Source organism: Methylobacterium longum (assembly GCF_022179385.1).
GTDB lineage: Bacteria > Pseudomonadota > Alphaproteobacteria > Rhizobiales > Beijerinckiaceae > Methylobacterium > Methylobacterium longum.
Window position 1 is genome coordinate 66339 of record NZ_BPQS01000012.1, and the last position, 17048, is coordinate 83386.

General features: G+C 71.7%; 13 protein-coding genes. 6 read left to right on the top strand and 7 right to left on the bottom strand.

Annotated elements, in window-relative coordinates; genetic code table 11:
* Nucleotides 1-423: 423 nt before the first annotated feature.
* Entirely contained in the window at nucleotides 424-1209 is a 786-nt protein-coding gene (locus MFF58_RS13305) for an invasion associated locus B family protein (protein WP_238288221.1), read from the bottom strand.
* A gap of 506 nt (nucleotides 1210-1715) precedes the next feature.
* Between MFF58_RS13305 and MFF58_RS13310 the strand changes: the two genes are divergently transcribed.
* Together MFF58_RS13310 and MFF58_RS13315 are read left to right on the top strand one after the other, a co-directional pair.
* The gene (locus MFF58_RS13310) at nucleotides 1716-2957 is read left to right on the top strand and encodes an acyl-CoA synthetase (protein ID WP_238288223.1); all 1242 of its coding nucleotides are present in this window, start codon (nucleotides 1716-1718) and stop codon (nucleotides 2955-2957) included.
* Nucleotides 2958-3118: 161 nt separating this feature from the next.
* Nucleotides 3119-3463 (top strand): hypothetical protein, encoded by a 345-nt coding sequence (locus MFF58_RS13315; protein ID WP_238288225.1) that lies wholly within the window; start codon nucleotides 3119-3121, stop codon nucleotides 3461-3463.
* A gap of 93 nt (nucleotides 3464-3556) precedes the next feature.
* Here the strand turns inward: MFF58_RS13315 and MFF58_RS13320 are convergent, their stop codons facing one another.
* Both MFF58_RS13320 and MFF58_RS13325 read right to left on the bottom strand, forming a co-directional pair.
* Nucleotides 3557-4783: a UbiH/UbiF family hydroxylase gene (locus tag MFF58_RS13320; RefSeq protein ID WP_238288227.1), complete on the bottom strand. Its 1227-nt coding sequence runs from the start codon at nucleotides 4781-4783 to the stop codon at nucleotides 3557-3559.
* A 228-nt stretch (nucleotides 4784-5011) separates the two neighbouring features.
* Entirely contained in the window at nucleotides 5012-5896 is an 885-nt protein-coding gene (locus MFF58_RS13325; RefSeq protein WP_238288250.1) for an alpha/beta hydrolase, read from the bottom strand.
* A 99-nt stretch (nucleotides 5897-5995) separates the two neighbouring features.
* On the opposite strand from MFF58_RS13325, the gene recG reads away from it, so the two are divergent.
* Entirely contained in the window at nucleotides 5996-8218 is a 2223-nt protein-coding gene (recG, locus tag MFF58_RS13330) for an ATP-dependent DNA helicase RecG (protein WP_238288252.1), read from the top strand.
* Between the two features lie 318 nt (nucleotides 8219-8536).
* Nucleotides 8537-8860 carry a hypothetical protein gene (locus tag MFF58_RS13335; RefSeq protein WP_238288254.1) on the top strand — a complete coding sequence of 108 codons (324 nt, stop codon included), beginning with the start codon at nucleotides 8537-8539 and terminating at the stop codon, nucleotides 8858-8860.
* Between the two features lie 279 nt (nucleotides 8861-9139).
* On the opposite strand, the gene MFF58_RS13340 is transcribed toward MFF58_RS13335, so the two are convergent.
* Nucleotides 9140-9934 (bottom strand): DUF502 domain-containing protein, encoded by a 795-nt coding sequence (locus MFF58_RS13340; protein ID WP_238288256.1) that lies wholly within the window; start codon nucleotides 9932-9934, stop codon nucleotides 9140-9142.
* Between the two features lie 122 nt (nucleotides 9935-10056).
* A complete protein-coding gene (locus MFF58_RS13345; protein WP_238288258.1) occupies nucleotides 10057-10992 on the bottom strand; it encodes a sugar kinase in 936 nt (311 codons plus the stop codon).
* A 648-nt stretch (nucleotides 10993-11640) separates the two neighbouring features.
* Here MFF58_RS13345 and MFF58_RS13350 point away from each other — a divergent pair.
* Complete coding sequence (locus MFF58_RS13350; RefSeq protein WP_238288267.1) at nucleotides 11641-12666, top strand: PAS domain-containing protein; 1026 nt, start codon at nucleotides 11641-11643, stop codon at nucleotides 12664-12666.
* Between the two features lie 214 nt (nucleotides 12667-12880).
* Here MFF58_RS13350 and MFF58_RS13355 read toward each other — a convergent pair whose 3' ends face one another.
* Nucleotides 12881-13309, bottom strand: coding sequence for a Ros/MucR family transcriptional regulator (locus MFF58_RS13355; RefSeq protein WP_238288269.1), 429 nt, complete (start codon nucleotides 13307-13309; stop codon nucleotides 12881-12883).
* Between the two features lie 931 nt (nucleotides 13310-14240).
* On the opposite strand from MFF58_RS13355, the gene MFF58_RS13360 reads away from it, so the two are divergent.
* The gene (locus tag MFF58_RS13360; protein ID WP_238288278.1) at nucleotides 14241-15647 is read left to right on the top strand and encodes an HdeD family acid-resistance protein; all 1407 of its coding nucleotides are present in this window, start codon (nucleotides 14241-14243) and stop codon (nucleotides 15645-15647) included.
* Between the two features lie 65 nt (nucleotides 15648-15712).
* Here the strand turns inward: MFF58_RS13360 and MFF58_RS13365 are convergent, their stop codons facing one another.
* Nucleotides 15713-16939 (bottom strand): serine hydrolase domain-containing protein, encoded by a 1227-nt coding sequence (locus MFF58_RS13365; protein ID WP_238288286.1) that lies wholly within the window; start codon nucleotides 16937-16939, stop codon nucleotides 15713-15715.
* Nucleotides 16940-17048: the final 109 nt, after the last annotated feature.

The following is a 17048-nucleotide window of genomic DNA, read 5'->3' on the forward strand; positions in this document are numbered from 1 at the left end:
GCGGATCGGCACGCCCGGATGGGGGAACTGATCAAGGCCGGCCTGTTCCCGGATGCCGGGGTCATGACCGAGAGGGGCAGTGGCGCGGCGCGGCGAAGGTCCACGGGCCGCAGAGGTTCCCCCCACGCCGCGACGTCCGGATCGCGCCCGGCGACGCGCCGGTGTGAACGGCGTCCACTTCCTCGAACCTTGAGGCGGCATCCCGCAACGCCTGCCGGGCGGCCTGCTGCCTGACGCAGGCCGGACTGGCCACGCATTGCCGGAGGCCCGGGATCACCTGCCGGATCAGGATCCGCGCGTGCTGTTCGTGCTGCCGGTCCGGGGCCGACGGGGATCCGACAGGCGCCGCGAACGCGCGGGGCCGGACCTCGCGGCCCGGCCCCTGAAGCCGGCCCGCTCGCGGCGGGCCGATGCGGAACGGTTTTACTTCGCGGCCGGAGCCGCGCCGCCGGCCGCCGGAGCCGTGCCGCCGGCGGCGCCACCCTGCTGCTCGAGCTTCTTGCGCATGTCCTCGGAGCGCTTCTCCAACTCGGCCTGGAGCTTCTTCTGCTGCTCCTCGAGCACCTTCGGGTCCACGGCCGGGCCGTCGAAGGCCTTGCCGAAGCCGGCGAGCGGCACCGCGAAGGTGACCTCACGCTGGGTCTGGTTCTGGACCGAGACGTTGAGGGTCGTGCCCTTCTTCATCCCCGCGACGACGCTGGCATCGACGCCGCCGGCCTCGGCGAAGCAGCCGTTCGGGAAGCAGACCGCGAAGCGGCCGGCCGTCGGGGTCTGGCCGTCGACGTTGAAGCGGATGCCGGGCTGCAGCAGGAGGCCGAGGGGCAGCAGGTAGCGGATCACCCGCACGTCCTGCTTCTGGGCGGCGTTCTTCATCTCGTAGACCGCCACGGCCAGCACGGGCTGGCCCTGGTCGGACACGAAGTCGCGGGTCGTGTAGCAGATGTCTGTGCCCGAGTTCTGATCCTTGCCGCACACCTTGGTCCAGTCGGCCTGGCTCGGCTCGGACTTGACCGTCACGATCTGCGGACCGGTCTGGGCGGCCGGGGTGTTGGCCGCCGGGGTGCCCGGCGCTGCCGGGGCCGGCGCGGTCGGGGCCGGTGCGGCGGCCGGCTTCTTCGGCTGTGCCAGGGCCGGCGCGGCCGCGAGGCCGAGGCCGGCGAGGCCGAGGAGGGCAGCGCGCGCGCGTGTCGCGGAGCGGGTGAAGGACATCGGCTCTGACCCCTTGGAAGAGACGTGGTGTGGCTGGCAGGATGCGGAGCCCGCCGGGCGGCAGGTCCGCCGGACCGACCGGGTGCGCGCCGCCATGGCGTGCCTCCCGGAGCTCCGGATGAACGGATCCGGTCGTGGAGCGGGACCGGCGCCCGGAGGCGCGCATCTCCCGCCCTGACCGGGCGGCCTGCCTTTCCCCTGGAATGCGGCGAAGGCATGACACCGCGGCTTGACACCGCGGCTTGGCGGGCACGTCAGCACCCGCCAAGCCGCGGCCGGCCCCCGATAGGCCCGCGCCCGCCCGTCCGCAAGCGCCGCGTCGCACGAGCGCGTGATCGACCCGGCTGAGGCCCTGCGGCAGCCGCACGGGCGGGGTCCGCCGCCCGGTCGGCGCAGGGCCGGTCCGTGCGGTCGTGCCGGACTTAGCGGTCGGTTAACCCTAATCGGCCGACCATGCCGCAGGATCTGCAATATCGGTGGGGGGCGGCGGGTTGAGTGCGTTCGCGGTGGCGGAGAGGACGGCCGACGCCGCGGCGGACGCGTTCGCGCGGGCCGAGGGGCCGCGTGGCGGGCTGGCCGCCTGCCTGTTCGCGGCGGCGCACGCCGCCCCGCAGCGCACGGCCCTGCGTGATTCGGGCGACCGGGCCGGCTGGTGCGGGCGTCCGCCGATCGTCTGGACCTACGCGGCCGCCGCAGAGATCGTCGGCCGGCTCGCCCGCGGCATCGGCGGATGGCGCCTGCCGGCCGGCAGCCGGATCGGCCTGTGGTTCTCCGGGGGCGCCGAAGCGGCGCTGGCCCACCTCGCCGTCGAGACAGCCGGCCACCTGCCCTGTGCGATGCCGGCGTCCTGGGATGACGAGCAGCTCGCGGCCGGGATCGAGACCGCCGGGCTCGTCGGCGTGTTGACGGAGGGGCGCCGGGGCGAGCGCCGGCCCGCGGAGAATCTCACCCGGGCGGCCATGCGCCAGTTCAACCTGCGCTACCTCGCCGCGTTCGGCCCCGGCGTGCCGGACGGCGTGATCAGCCTCGATGCGATGGCCCTGGAGCGCGGCGTGGCCGCGCCGGGCCCGAGCCTCGGCCTCGTGACGTTCGAGGGCGGCGAGCCGGATCGGCCCGTCTACCGACCCGCGGCCGCGCTCGCGGCCGCCATCGCGGCGCATCTCGATGCCCTGCCGCTGACCGCAGACGAGCGGATCCTGACGCTGCTGCCGGCCCACGATCTGCGCGGCCTCGTGACCGGCCTCGGCGCCGCGCTGACGGTGGGCGCCGGCCTCGAGACGGTGATTCCCTTCGACGAGGCGGGCTTCCGCGCCGCCCTGCTGCGGCCGGTGCCGACCCGACTCGTCGCGCCCGCCCGGATCGAGCCGGCGCTCGCCGCGCTGCCCCTGCCCTGGACCGTGCGCGCCCTCAACGTGGTCCACCGGGCGCCAGCGCACCTGCGGGCCACCCCCGGCTTCGCGGCACCGCAGCGACTCGACTCGCTCACTCTCGGCGAGGAGGCCGTGATCACCCGCCCCGGCCTGCGCGACCTCGCCGCGACCCTGGCCTTCCCGGACCGGGCCCCCCTCCCCCGCGCCCTTCTGGCCCTCGCCCGCGGCGCCGACGGAAGCCTGGCCTATCGTGGTCCCGCCTGCGCGGTGGCACCGCTGCACCGCGGCGACGTGCCCGAGCCGGACGCGGATACGTGGCGCGAGACGGGCCGCCCCGTCCTCCTCGCGCAGGGGGACCCCGATAACGCGGCCGGCTGAACGTCCGCCGATCCGCGGTTCATCCCACGCTCAGGCGTACCGTATAATCTCGCATCTGCACACGGCTCGACGGATCCGAACCGCCCCCTCGCGGGTTCTGCAACGGATTGTAGTCACGGCTACCTTTCCAAGCTGTGCCGGATGGAGTACCGCTCAAGCTCATGGGTGCGCTGCAACAAGTGCTCGTGGTCGACGACGGCGTTCGCGCCGTGGACCGGTCCCTATCGGGCGAGCTTGCCAACCTGGGCTACGCGAGTGTCACCGCCTCGATGGAGGCGGCGGACGATGTGCTGGCCGTGATCGCCCGTCCCGCCGCGGTGCTGCTCCAGGCTCCAACGCGCCGCGATCCCGCCTATGCCCGCCGGGCCGCCCGCCTGCGCTCCCAGCTTCGCGACAGCGGCATTCCCGTCATCCTGATCGGCGATTCGGGCGGAGCCCGCTTCGGCGGCCCGGTCGACCTCGCCACCCGCCTCGGCGCCTACGTGGCCGCTCAGCCGGATCTCTGAGCGGACGCTCGCTCCGCGCGCCGGGATCATCGGCTCCACGACACGCCGGACGCGTTCATCGAAGCGCGCGCATACCGGTCGGGCGCGAGCCCGTCAGCGCGTCCCGCGCATCAGCTCCGGCGCGCCGAGCCGCGGCACCACGCCCTCCCGCATCACCAGCCGCCGCAGCGGCCCGAGCTGCCCCATCACCAGCAGGCCGAGCCCGCGGAGCGCGTCCACCGGCATCAGGTCGGTCAGCAGGCTGCGGTTGAGGAGGTCCACCGCGGCGGTGCGCGCCGCCGTGTCGACCCGGCGAGCGCGGGCATAGGCGTCGAGCACCGGGCGGGCACCCGGATCGCGGCCGTCCCGGGCGGCGTCCAGCACCACGTCGCGCAAGGTCGCGGCGTCGCGCAGGCCGAGATTCAGCCCCTGTGCGCCGATCGGCGGGAACACATGGGCCGCCTCGCCGATCAGCGCCAGCCGCTGCGCCACGGGGCTCGCCACCGCGAGCCCGCGCATGGGCACGAGGCCGCGGGGGCCGTCGACCCGCATGGCACCGAGCATCGCCCGGGCCTGCCGCTCCACCGCCTGCCCCAGGGCGGCATCGTCGAGGGCGGCCAGCCTCCGGGCCGCGCCCTCCCCGGTCACCCAGACCAGGCTGGAGCGGTGGCCGCCCGGAAGGGGCACCAGGGTGAACGGGCCCGACCGGGTGTGGAACTCCGTCGAGACGTCCCGGTGCGGGCGGTCATGGGCCAGGATCGTGGTGATCGCGCTCTGCGGATAGGTCCAGTCGCGGACGCGCACGCCGCTCGCGGCGCGGAGCGGGGAGCGTCCCCCGTCGGCGCCCACGACCAGCCGCGCCGCGACCGCGCCGCCCTCCGCCAGGGCGATGCGGGTGACCGCCTCCCCCGGTACGGCGGCGGTGGAATCGGCCTCGACCAGGGTCAGGTTCGCCTGGACCCGGGCGCGGGCGCGCAGACTCTCGACCAAGCGCGCGCTCTCGACGTTCCACCCGAAGGCGTCGAGGCCGATCTCGGCGGCCTGGAAGCGCACCGGCGGTGGCCGGAACAGGCTGCCGGTGTCGTCGATGATCTGCAGGGTGCAGAGCGGACTCGCGTGCGGCGCCACCGCCTCCCAGGCGCCGAGCGCCGCCAGGAAGCGCACCGAGCCGTCGAGGAGCGCCACGGTCCGCCCGTCCGCCACGGGGGCGTGGCGGCCGACCAGCGCCGTCGCGATCCCCTCCCGGGCGATGGCCAGGGCTGCGGCGAGGCCCGCGGCCCCGGCCCCGACCACGGCGACGTCGAAGCGTGGGGTGGCGTCGTCGGTTAGGGTGTCCTGCACGATTGAGGCGTCCCGCTTGGCAAAGTCTGGCGCCGGGGCTTCCATAGGATCCCGGCTGTAATCGTCGGCCGATGCGGCCGCCCGTCGGCGCCTCGCCCCGCTCGCGAGCACGGCGGTGCCCAATCCGTCAACCGGGGACGCAGGGGGCGAGCCCGGCGGATCACCGTATCTGCGCCTTCCACCGGGCCTGCCAAGTCCGGCGGCCCGTTGCCACGGTGCCGCAGACCGTCAGCCCAGGAACGCCGCCAGCTCGGACAGGACCTCGTCCGGCCGCTCCTCCTGGAGGGTGTGGCCGCAATCGAGCGCCCGGCCCGAGACGGCGGTGGCCTTCTCGCGCCACGTCTCCAGCACGTCGTAGGTCTGGCCGACCGTGCCCCTCGCCCCCCAGAGGGCCAGGAGCGGCGCCGTGACGCGCGCCTGCGCATCGGCGGCATCGTGCTCCAGGTCGATCCCCGCTGCCGCCCGGTAATCCTCGCAGATCGCGTGGCGGCAGGCGGGGTCCGAATAGCAGCGCAGGTACTCGGCGAAGAGGTCCGGCGGTGTCGATCCGGGGGTCTTCGACTGGCCCTCGACATGGTGGCGCAGGAAATAGCCCGGATCGGCTCCGATCAGCGTCTCCGGCAGGGGATGGGGCTGGATGAAGAAGAACCACCAGAAGTAGCGGGTCGCGAAGGCCTTGTCGGTCCGCGCGTACATGGTCGCGGTGGGGGCGATGTCGAACAGGGCGATCCGCTCGACGGACTGGGGATGGTCCAGGGCGAGCCGGTGGGCGACGCGCCCGCCCCGGTCGTGGCCCACCACGGCGAAGCGGCCGTGTCCGAGCGCCCGCATCACCGCCACCGCGTCGGCCGCCATGGCGCGCTTGGCGTAGCCTTCGTGCCGCTCTCCGCCCGGGGGCTTGGACGAATCGCCGTAGCCGCGCAGGTCCAAGGCCACGACCGTCCGGCTCCCGGCCAGGCGCGGGGCGACGTGGAGCCACGTGGACAGGGTCTGCGGGTGGCCGTGCAGCAGAAGCACTGGCGGCCCGGACCCGGCCGAGCGGGCGTGGATCGTCACGCCGGGGGCGGTCTCGATCCGGTGCCGGTCGAAACCCGGCAGGAAGTCGCGCGCCATGGGAATCGGTCTTCCACCTCGGTCTCCACCACGACGCACTGGCGCGCCGGGATGCACCGGATGATAAGGCGCCTCCGGCACCATGTCCGCCGAACCCCCATGACAGATGCACGCGCTCCTCAGGACCCGGCCTTGAAGGACCCCGAAGCGCTAGAGGCGCCGGATGGGTCGGGTGCCCGCGCGCCCGAGGCGGCCCCGCCGATCCTGCGCCCCAGCATCCTCGATCCGCTCTTCGCGCCGGCCCGGTCCCTGCCGGGGATCGGGCCGAAGATGGCGCCGCTCATCGAGAAGCTGCTCGGCACCCCCGAGCGCGAGGCCCGGGTGGTCGACCTGCTGTTCCACCTGCCCCAGGGCGGCGTTGCGCGGAAGCTCATGGGCTCGGTCAGCGAGGCGCCTACGGGGGGGCCGGTGACCCTCGGCGTCACCGTGGTCGAGCATCGCCCGGCCCAGATCGGACCGGGCCGGCGCCCGCACCGGGTGCGGGTGGAGGATGCCTCCGGCGACATCTCCCTGGTCTTCTTCGGCATGCCCCGGGCCCGCGTGGAGAAGATGCTGCCGCTCGGCGCGCACCGCTACATCACCGGCCGCATCGACCTCTGGGACGGCACCCGCCAGATGGTCCACCCGTCCCGGATCGTGGACGAGGCGGGTCTGGCCGCGCTGCCCGCCGTCGAGCCCGTCTACGGTGCCACCGAGGGCCTGACCTCGCGGGCGATCAACAAGCTCGCGGTCTCCGCCCTCGACCGCCTGCCGACTCTGCCGGAATGGCAGGATCCGGCGTGGCTGGAGAAGAACCGCCTCCCCGCCTTCGCGGACGCGCTCCGCCTGGAGCACCGCCCCGAGGAGGCGCCCCCCAAGGCCGAGGACCCGCTCCAGGCGCCGCCCGCGACGCCGTCCCGGCGGCGCTTGGCCTACGACGAGCTCCTGGCCTCGCAGCTGGCCCTGGCGCTCCTGCGCGCCCGCCAGCGGCGCAAGGCCGGCCGGGTCAATGCCGGCGACGGCGCCCTGAGCGCCCGCATCGAGGCCGCCCTCCCCTTCGCGCTGACCGGCGCCCAGGCCCGGGCCGTGGCGGAGATCCGCGCCGACCTCGCGGCTCCGCGCCGGATGCTGCGCCTGCTCCAGGGCGACGTCGGCTCCGGCAAGACCGCGGTGGCGCTGCTCGCCACGGCATCCGCGGTCGAGGCCGGGCGGCAGGCGGCGCTGATGGCGCCCACCGAGATCCTGGCGCGCCAGCATTTCGAGAGGCTTCAGCCCCTGGCCGGCGGCCTGCGCCTGCGCCTGATGACCGGCCGCGACCGGGCCGCGGAGCGCAAGAACACCCTCGCCGACCTCGCCGCGGGCGAGATCGACATCCTCGTCGGCACCCACGCCCTGTTCCAGGAGGCGGTGACCTTCCGCGATCTCGGCCTCGCGGTGGTGGACGAGCAGCACCGGTTCGGCGTGCACCAGCGCCTCGCGCTCGGCGCCAAGGGCGAGGCGGTGGACTTCCTGGTCATGACCGCGACGCCGATCCCCCGCACCCTGGCGCTGACCTTCTTCGGCGACATGGACGTGTCGATCCTCGACGAGAAGCCCGCGGGCCGGCAGCCGATCCGCACGATCACGCTCCCGACCGAGCGGATCGACGAGGTGGTGGCGGGCCTCGCCCGGGCGATCGCCGGGGGCGAGCGGGTCTACTGGATCTGCCCGCTGGTGGAGGAATCCGAGTTCATCGACCTCGCCGCCGCGGCCGAGCGGTTCGACGACCTGAAGCAGCATTTCGGCGACGCGGTCGGGCTGATCCACGGCAAGATGCCGGGGCCCGAGAAGGACGCGGCCATGGCGCGCTTCGCGGCCGGCGACACAAAGCTGCTGGTCTCCACAACGGTGGTGGAGGTCGGGGTCGACGTGCCCGAGGCCACCATCATGGTGATCGAGCACGCGGAGCGCTTCGGGCTGGCGCAGCTGCACCAGCTCCGGGGCCGGGTCGGGCGTGGCTCCAGGGCCTCCTCGTGCCTGCTGCTCTACCGGGGACCCCTCGGGCAGGTATCGCGGGCGCGACTGGAGATGATGCGCGAGAGCGAGGACGGCTTCCGCATCGCTGAGGCCGACCTGAAGCTGCGCGGCGAGGGCGAGGTGCTCGGCACGCGGCAATCGGGGCTGGCCGCCTTCCGGCTGGCGCGGCTGGAGAGCGACGGTGCCCTGCTGGAAGCGGCCCGCGACGACGCCCGGATGATCGTCGAGCGCGATCCCGGGCTGAAGAGCGCGCGCGGGCAGGCGCTGCGGGTGCTGCTCTACCTGTTCGAGCGCGAGGCCGCGATCCGGCTGATCGGCGCGGGATGAACGGCACCGTTCAGGAAACCCCGGCGTTCCTGAACGGTGTCGTTCAGGAAAGGCCGGCGTTCATGAACGGCCGGGTCCGGCAGCGTCTCCGATCGGCCGGATCAGTAGTCCGATGCGGCAATGTCACAGGCGCTCCGCAAACGGCAGCGATTTCAGAGACTTGGCGGGACGCTGCGGAAGCTTGACGGCGCCCGCCGGACGGCCCGGCGGGTTGCGGACAGGTTTCGTGACCTTGCATCAGCCACATTCTTCCCTTAACTGGAGATGAACGAATGGCCCGGTAAGCCGGGACATCACGGACGAATCTGGAGGACGGACATGTCGAACGGACTGTTCCAAAACCTGCCGGGCTCCCACGAGATGGCCGGCATCCAAGCCCTGCCGAACGAGCCCTGGCTGTTGCCGATCTCGGATCGCGCCGCCGAGGTGGCGGGCAGGACCGCGGACGAGTTGCAGGCCGCCGTGCGCCGGGCAGCCCGGCCCTTCTGGCTGGCCGCCAACGGGCTCTGCATCGCGCTGGGCCTCGCCCTCACCCTGCAATGCGCCGCCGGCTGGGGCCTGACGACCCCCCGCAGCGCCGTGACGGTGGCGCAGGCGACCCCCCCGACCCTGGCGCCGCAGACGGCCTCGCTGCAGCGCTGAGCAGCCTCGGCGTATCGCAGCATCCAGCAGGGCCGTCCCGTGCCGCGGGACGGCCTTTTTCGTGGCCGATCATCGTTCCCGGTCGCGGGTCGGATCGGCACGGACGGTGTTCAGCCGACCCGAGGACTCACCCGCGGTGCCGGACCGCGGGAGCAGCCGCGACGGATCCCTCCAGCCGCCCTCGGGACCTGTGGGACACCCATCGACGCCGCTGCGCGGCGCCTCGGGACGCGCTGGAGGATGAACTGGGCCCGCCTGCCGGTCGCCGGCCGGGCCGCCCTACGCGTCCTGGGGCTCCCGCTGCGGCGCCGGGCCCCCCGCCTGCTGGGCCGCCCGCAGGGAGGCCGCCATGGCATTGAGCCGGCCCTGCGGATCCTCCGGCTGGATCACCCCCGCCGACATCACCAGTTTGGCCGCGTCGTCGACGCTGATGTGGAGTTCCACCACCTCGGCGCGGGGCAGGTAGAAGAAGAAGCCCGTGGTGGGATTGGGTGCGCAAGGCAGGAAGACGCCGACGAGGTCGGCGGCGGCGGCGCCCCGGGCCCGCAGCGCCCCCTCGATGTCGGGTGCCGCGGGGGCGGACAGGAACACCACCGACCACGTGCCCTTCACGGGGAATTCCACCAGCCCGACCGTGCGGAACGAGGTGCCGTTGGCCGAGAACAGCGTCTCGAAGATCTGGCGCAGGCCCTTGTAGAGCCCGGAGATCACCGGGGTACGAGCCAGCAGCACCTCCCCGAACTCGATGACCGAGCGGCCGACGAGGTTCGCCGTGAGGAAGCCGAGCAGCGTCACCGCCAGGAACGCGATGACGAGGCCCAGCCCCGGGATCGAGAACGGCAGGTAATGATCCGGGAGGTAGCTCGCCGGCACGAGCGGCTTCACGAAGGAATCGATCAGCGCGATGAACCACCACGTGATGTAGGCGGTGATCGCCAGCGGTCCGGCCACGATGATGCCGGTGAGGAAGTAGGTGCGCAGCCGCCCGCGTGCGCTGACCCGCGTCTTCGGGGCGCCGCCCGAAGCGGAGGCATCGGGCTCGGGAACCTGGATCGGCGGGGGACTCGGCGCCACGGGTGCCCTCTCGGCCGCGCCACGCGCGGCGATCCTGCTGCAGGGGCCATTCCCCAAAGGGAGAGGTAGCGGTTGCGCTTGTCCGTCTCAAGGGTGGCCGCGTGCCCGGAGCCCGCCCGTCCTCAGGCGCCCGAACCGGCCGGCCGGGGGGCGGGCGCCGGCATCGCGTCCCGGGGAATCACCGCGCCGCGATGCCCGATCACCGCCCCGGCGAGACGGTGGGCCTCGGCGGCGGCGGCCTCGGGGGCCAACCCGGCGGTGCGCGCGGCGATGTAGCCCGCCGCGAAGCTGTCGCCGGCGGCGGTCGTGTCGACGACCCGCGCCACCGGAGCGGCCGGAACGGGCGAATCGGCGTCCCCGTGCAGCACCCGGGCGACGGGCCCCGATTCGCCCGGAACCTTGAGCACGATCTCGGCCCGGCCACGGTGGCGCAGCACCGCGTCCTCGCCCGCCGCGCCGAAGAGCCAGTCCAGATCCTCCGCCGAGGCGAAAATCAGGTCGGCCAGCGCCAGCGCCGCGCGGAAGGCCGCTTGCGCCGCGCCGCGGTCGGGCCAGCCGCTGGGCCGAAAGTTGGTGTCGAAGGCGACCCGTCCCCCCCGGGCGCGCAGGGCCGCCAGGGTCTCCGCCAGGGCGGCGCGCCCGGCCTCGCCGTAGAGGGAGAGGCTGATGCCCGAGACGTAGACGAGATCGTAGGTTTCGAGGGCGGCCCGGGTCTCGGCGGCGCCCGGCCCGGTGAACAGGTCCCGGGCCGCGGCGCGGTCGCGCCAGTAGTGGAAGCTGCGCTCGCCGGTCGGGTCGGTGCGGATGATGTAGAGGCCCGGCATCCGGCCCGGCATCCTGCGGACCCGGTCGAGGCCGATGCCCTCGTGACCCCAGGCTGCCGCCATCTCGTCGCTCCAGACGTCGTCGCCGAGCGCCGTCACGTAATCGACCGCGACCCCGAGGCGGGCGAGGTAGAGGGCGGTGTTGAGCGTGTCGCCGCCGAAGCCGCGGACGAGGCTCCCGTCGGGGCGCTCCGACAGCTCGATCATGCACTCGCCGATGCAGGCGACCTTCATGCGGTTCCCCCCGGTGGCTGTCCCGTTCCCCGCACCGTTCGGCCCGGCCTGTCAATCTCCGGTCGGCGGAGGATCGTGCCCGAGGCCCGCGACGGGCCTGCGCGGGAGGCCTCCGCGCGCATAGCCTCCGCCGAACGCGTCTCCTCCCCGCATGCGCGGATCGCTGTTGGAAAACCAGTTTTCGGGTTGGGTTGTGTCATTATTGAAGTCATCGTCCGATCATATGCCAACGATCATTGAAGTATACATTGATAATACGGAATAGATCAAGGCGTAATCTATAAGTATTAATCCTTCATTCGCGATCTGAATTTTTATACCCCGTGCAATAGATGGGAAACTGTTCATTGAGTGTGGCGTCAGGCAGCCTCTCTCACGGGCGACTGTCGCGGGATTCGTTTCGCGGCCGGAGCGAGGTGGAGCAGCCGACCGTGGCGAGGCCTCCCGGCGTGAAGGCTGGGCGATCGTCTGGGCGATGGCTGCGGACGATCGGGCTGCTTCAAAGACATGGATGCTCTGCAATGCGTATCGCGATCGAACGAAACCGCGACCGGGAGTTTTTTTGAAATTGTTCACGGTTTACATCCGTTGACGGTCGGATGCGAAATCGCTGATGATCGTCGATGAGACGAAACAGGTCGTTCGGTCATGTTTCATTCTGCTTTAAGCGCGCTCACGTTTTCTTCGGGGGAATTCCTGACGATCACCGAGGGCCGGGGGGTAAGCGGTGCCTGGAGCTGGGCGTTCGCTGGCGGGGAGCAGACCTGGTCGCCGGGCTTCTATCGTCTGCTCGGGCTGGTCCCGAATGCCGCCAGGGCGAACTACGATCTGCTGCTGTCCCTGATCCACCCGGAGGACCGGCACCGGATGCCCGCGCTCGCCGATGTTCGGCAGGGCCACGTGCCGCGGGAGGTGAGCGCCCGGGTGATTCGGCCGAACGGCACCCTGCGCACCCTGTCCCTGACGATGGAGGTGCGCTTCTCGGCCGATGGCCGGCCCGTTGCCGTGAGCGGCATGGCGCTGGACGTGAGCGATCGCGAGCAACTCGCTCAGGTGCGGCACGAAGAGCGGCGGCGACGGGGGGCGCTCTACCTGACCGAGCGCATCACCACCTTCTCGGTCGGCCTCGACCTCGTCCGCGACCTGCCCTTCGAGGTGGCCCAGGTCCACGGCCTCCCCCTCGAGGAGATCTGCATCGATCCCTACCTCCTCATCGTCCCGGAGGAGCGCAAGGCGTTCCAGGCGATGGCGGGGGAGCAGATCGAGCGGCGGACGTTCTTCCAGGGCATCGCCCACGAGCGCCTCGCCAACGGCGAGCTCTGGCATTTCCGGATCCTCACGATGCCGGTCTGGGATCCGGAGGGCACGTATCTCGGCCGGTGCGGCCTCAAATACCCGGTGCGGACCGGGGCGCGCCTGCCGGCCGCCCTTCATGCCGGGCTCGAACAATGCGTCACCGGCCCGCACCTGCGTGCCGCCCGGGCGCTGCTCGACTGGTCGATGATGGACTTGGCTCAGGCGAGCGGGCTGTCACACTCCACGGTGCGGCGGCTGGAGGAGGACAGCGAGCATCGGGGAAGCCGATCGCGCCTCCACGCCGTCGAGGCGCTGCGCAAGGCCGGTATCCGCTTCGTGGCCATGGACGACGGAACCCTGGCGGTCGCCCGGAACTGAGGCCGCCGCCGCCGGATTTCGGGCGGCGCGCATCCGGTCCGGTCGCCCCCTCAGGCCGAACCGGATGCAGGGCCGGGATTCCGCTTTTCCGTGGCCGGCGGTGCCGTATCGGCCCGGGCCTGCGGAGCCTGTCGCGGGACCGTCGCGGAGCCGGCCCGGCGACCAAGGCTCCGAGCCCCGGACGCCCGCCGGGGGCGGACTGGCCGCGCGCCGCTCAGGCGGCCTTGTGGCCGAGCTGGATCGCCTTGGCGATCTGCGAGCGCTTGGCGGCGTAGCCGGGCGCGACCATCGGGTAGTCGGCCGGCAGGCCGTACTTGGCCCGGTAGCGCTCGGGGGTGAGCCCGTGCGCCGTGAGGTGGCGCTTCAGGGTCTTGTAGGGCCGGCCGTCGATGAAGCTGATCAGCCCGTCCTGCTGGATCGAGGCTTCGATCTGTGCGGCCGTCGGACCGGTCCAGCCCGGGCCGGAGCCGGACGCCCCATTCTGCAGGACCGAGATCGCCGTGTGGACCTGATCGATCAGGATCGGCAGGTCCCCCACCCCCACCGCGTTCCGCGATACATAAGCGGCAACCAGAGATGCCGTGCACTTGATCAGATCCGTATTCAGATCTGCGGATTTTTCATGCAAATCGATAGTGTTCATAGACCCCCCAGTACTGTAAAAAAGACCAAGATCTGGACGATTTCGCGACCGCGAAATGTCTAAGGATTTTCCGGCCCTCCATGTGTTCCAGAGATTTTCGGTTTGGCCAACATTGGCACCCAACAGTACAAAATTGGTACCAAAAGTCTAGGGTTTACTTAAAGATTAGTTTGATCAGTTTGTGATCTTATCCATAAACATGAGGTTGTTTTGTCAAAGCGTTTGAGACAGACATTGCTCACCTGCCTCGAGCATTCGGGATCATCCGGACAATGACTTCGAATGGTCCTGTGATGACCGTCCGTGAGCGCGCGAATCAACGCTGGTGTTGCCGACAGACCGGTCGCCATCGCCCGTTAATGCCCCCTGGGAGGCGTTAAGGTTTGCGGCCGCCCCGCCTTGCGACGGTTCGTGCCGTCCTCGCGTGCCGGTCCAGGATGAAGTTCTGGATCTTCAAAGACAAGATCTTTAACACTGTCTTCGGTGTCATATGTGAATACGACTTCTATCGGTCGTATTCAGAGGATTATCAAATTTCGAATTGATCATGAAAATGCCTGCCTCTCGAGAGGACAATTTCCGCGCGGCCTGCGGGCTTGTATATTATTCATTATCCGGCCTGGATGGACGCGCGAGTGTCCGGCCCAGCACCGTCATCCGGGCCGTCATCCGGGCTGTCATCCGAACTCACGACGATCCGCCCAGCACGGCTGCGCGGCAAAACCTCAGACTTCGTTAAGGTTATCGGCTCCCGGAACGCACGTGCCGGTCCGCTGACCGCAAGTCGATTAACAAAGTCCTCAGGCAAGTCATGGATCTTGCGCCCGGAGCGCCTCGCTCGACGTCCGATCACCGCGCGTTCTCTTCGGTCCTGCGTGCGCGACGGATGTTGTACGGGAGGCTGTTCGCCGCGCTTTCGAGAGCGACCCCTATGTCCGGACCGTGTGCGACGTCACTTCCGCGCTCCCTCTCGGCTCTGGCTTCGCCGGGGCCGGGCGGCACCGACGGGGTCGGCGGCCGGATGGCGCCCCTCTGGCTGCTGCTCGTGGGCCGTGCGGCGGTCCGCCGGCACTGGCACCTGATCCTGGCGACCGGCCTGGTATGGTCGCTCCTCGGCCTCACGGTCATGATCGATTCCCTCGACGGGGCGCTCCACGTCCCGGAGCGGTGGTTCGGGCTGATCCTGCTCGCCGAGGGAGCGGGTTCGCTGGCCGTCGGCGCCTCCGCCCTGGGGGCCGCGCGCCGCCTGCGCCTCCTCAAGGGGGGGCTCCTGACGATCATGGCCGTCCTGATCCTCGTGGCCACGCGGCACAGCACCTTCCTGCTCGCCATGATCTTCGGCATCGCCTTCACGGTCGACGGCGTCATCCGGATCACGGTCGCGGGCCTGCTGAAGTTCTCGGGGTGGCGGATCTCGGTGGCGCTGGGCGCGCTCAGCGTCGCCTTCGGGCTGTTTCACCTCCAGCCGTGGCCGACCTGGTACGCCGGCACGGTGGGCTACTGCATCGGCATGTTCCTGATCTTGACCGGCGCCAACCTCGCGCTGGTCGGCCTGCGCACGCGGCGCCTCCAGGCGGCGCCCGGGCTGGAGGCGCCCGCAGGGTCCGACAGCCTGACGGTCCATGTCTGGACTCCGACCGGACAGGCCACCACGCCCGCCAGCCAGCGGCTGATCCGCCGCTACGTGGCCTCCGTCGACAAGGCGGGGCGGTACTCCACCGGCCACGCCGCCCTCGAGCAGGGGGGCGACCTCTACATCAGTCACTATCCGGCCGTGGAGATCGATCGCTCACCCGACAACTTGCGGTCGAGCCTACGCGCCGGCCACGAGAACGACGTCCCCGGCCGGTTCCTGCCGTCCCACGCCTACGAGGCCGCCGATTGGTGCGAGGCGACGGTCGCGGTCACGCTCAGCGGCATCGACGCGGCGCGGCTGCGGGATTTCTGGGCGGCCTACCGCCAGGACACCACCTACAACTTCATCAGCCGCAACTGCTCGACCACCGTCGCCCGCCCGCTGGACGTCGCCGTCGAGGGCGCGTTCAGCCGCGGCGGCCATCCCTGGCGGACGCTCGCCCTGGCGCTGACCACCCCGGAATTCTGGGCGGCGGCCTTCCTGCGCGGCGGCGCCCGGTCCATGACCTGGACCCCGGGTTTGGTGCTGGACTACACGCGGGCGCTCAGCGCCCTCGTCGATCCTGTCTCGCCGGTGCCGTCAATCCCGTGGAAGCGCGTCGGCTGGCGGCTCGCCCGCAACTGGCGGGCCCGCGCCCTCGTCCGGCTGAACCAGATCACGCGGCGCTCGTCCCTGACGGATGCCGGCCCCAAAGGCGCGTGAACGGGTTTGGCGGGGGCCCGACCGGACGCGCGATGCCGGGCTTCCGGCTCGCGGGGCGCGGCCGGTCAGGGCACCCTGCGGGCTGCGGCGAGATCGGCCGCGATGGCCTGCATCACCGAGAGCGTGTCGATCTCGTCCTGCTCGGCCCCGTGGTCGCTGAGCTTCACGATCACCGTGCCGGTCTCCCGGTTGACGTAGATGTACTGCCCGTAGACGCCGATCGCCGAGATGTCGCCGTCGTCGCCCCCCGGCGCGTGCCACCACTGGGCCGAGTATTGCCAGCCTTCGACGTCGCGCCGGGCCGGCGTCAGAATCCGCGCGATCCAGCGAGCCGGGATGATGCGGTTCGGCCCCTCCCGGCCCTGGTCGGCCACGAGCAGGCCGAGGCGGGCGAAGTCCCGGGCCGTCGCGTTGATGCAGCAGAACGCCTTCTCGACGCCGCCGGCCCGGTCGAGGTTCCAGGTGGCGTCGGCCTGCGCGCCCATGGGCTTCCAGATCCGCTCCGAGAGGATGGCGGCCAGCGGCCTGCCCTCGACGCGGGCGAGGATCAGGCCGAGCAACTCGGTGTCGATGCTGCGGTAGCGGCCCCGGCTGCCCGGCTTGAACGACAGGTGCGCGTTGTCGCGCACGAAGCCCTCGATGTCCCGGGTCAGGTACATCCCGGCGGTACCGGTCAGGGGATGCCGGGGATCGTAGTTCTCCGGCACGGCGATCCCGCTCGCCATGTCGAGGAGGTTGCGGACGGTGATCTGGCTGAAGACCGCGTTGTTCTTCAGGTCGGGCAGCAGGGCGGAGACGCGGTCGGTCTCGGCGAGCGCGCCGCGCGAGACCGCCGCGCCCACCAGCAGCGACACGATCGACTTCGCCACCGACCAGGAGGGGAACAGGGTCGCCGGGCCCGTGCCGGGGCGCTGCCATTCGTGGACCAGGACGCCGTCCTGCAGGATCAGGAAGGCGTTGGTGTGGGTCGCCTCCAGCACCGTCGCGAGCGGGACCGTCCGCCCCTTCCAGGCGACCCGGTCGAGGATCGGGCGGGGCCGGACCGGCAGGTCGCTCGCCTGCGCGGGGGCCTGGACGACCCGGCTGGGGAACCACGGGCCCACCGCCGAAGGCTCGATCACCGCGAGCGCCGTGAGGGTGACGGGATCGGGAACGTTGATCAGGGCGGTGGCGGCCCAGGCGCCGCCCGCCGCCACGACGCCGGCCGCCGCGGCCAGGCCCCAGCGGCGGCCCCAGCGGCGACCGTGGTGCGTCCGGCCCGGAGGCTCCGAGATCGCGGAGGACGGGCTCATGAAGGCTCTGTGTCGCTCTGGGTCGTGACGGTTGCGGACGCGCCGGCCGTGCCGCTTGCGCCGTCCGGCCCCCACCATGGGCGGGAGGCCTTAACGAACCCCCTCGGAT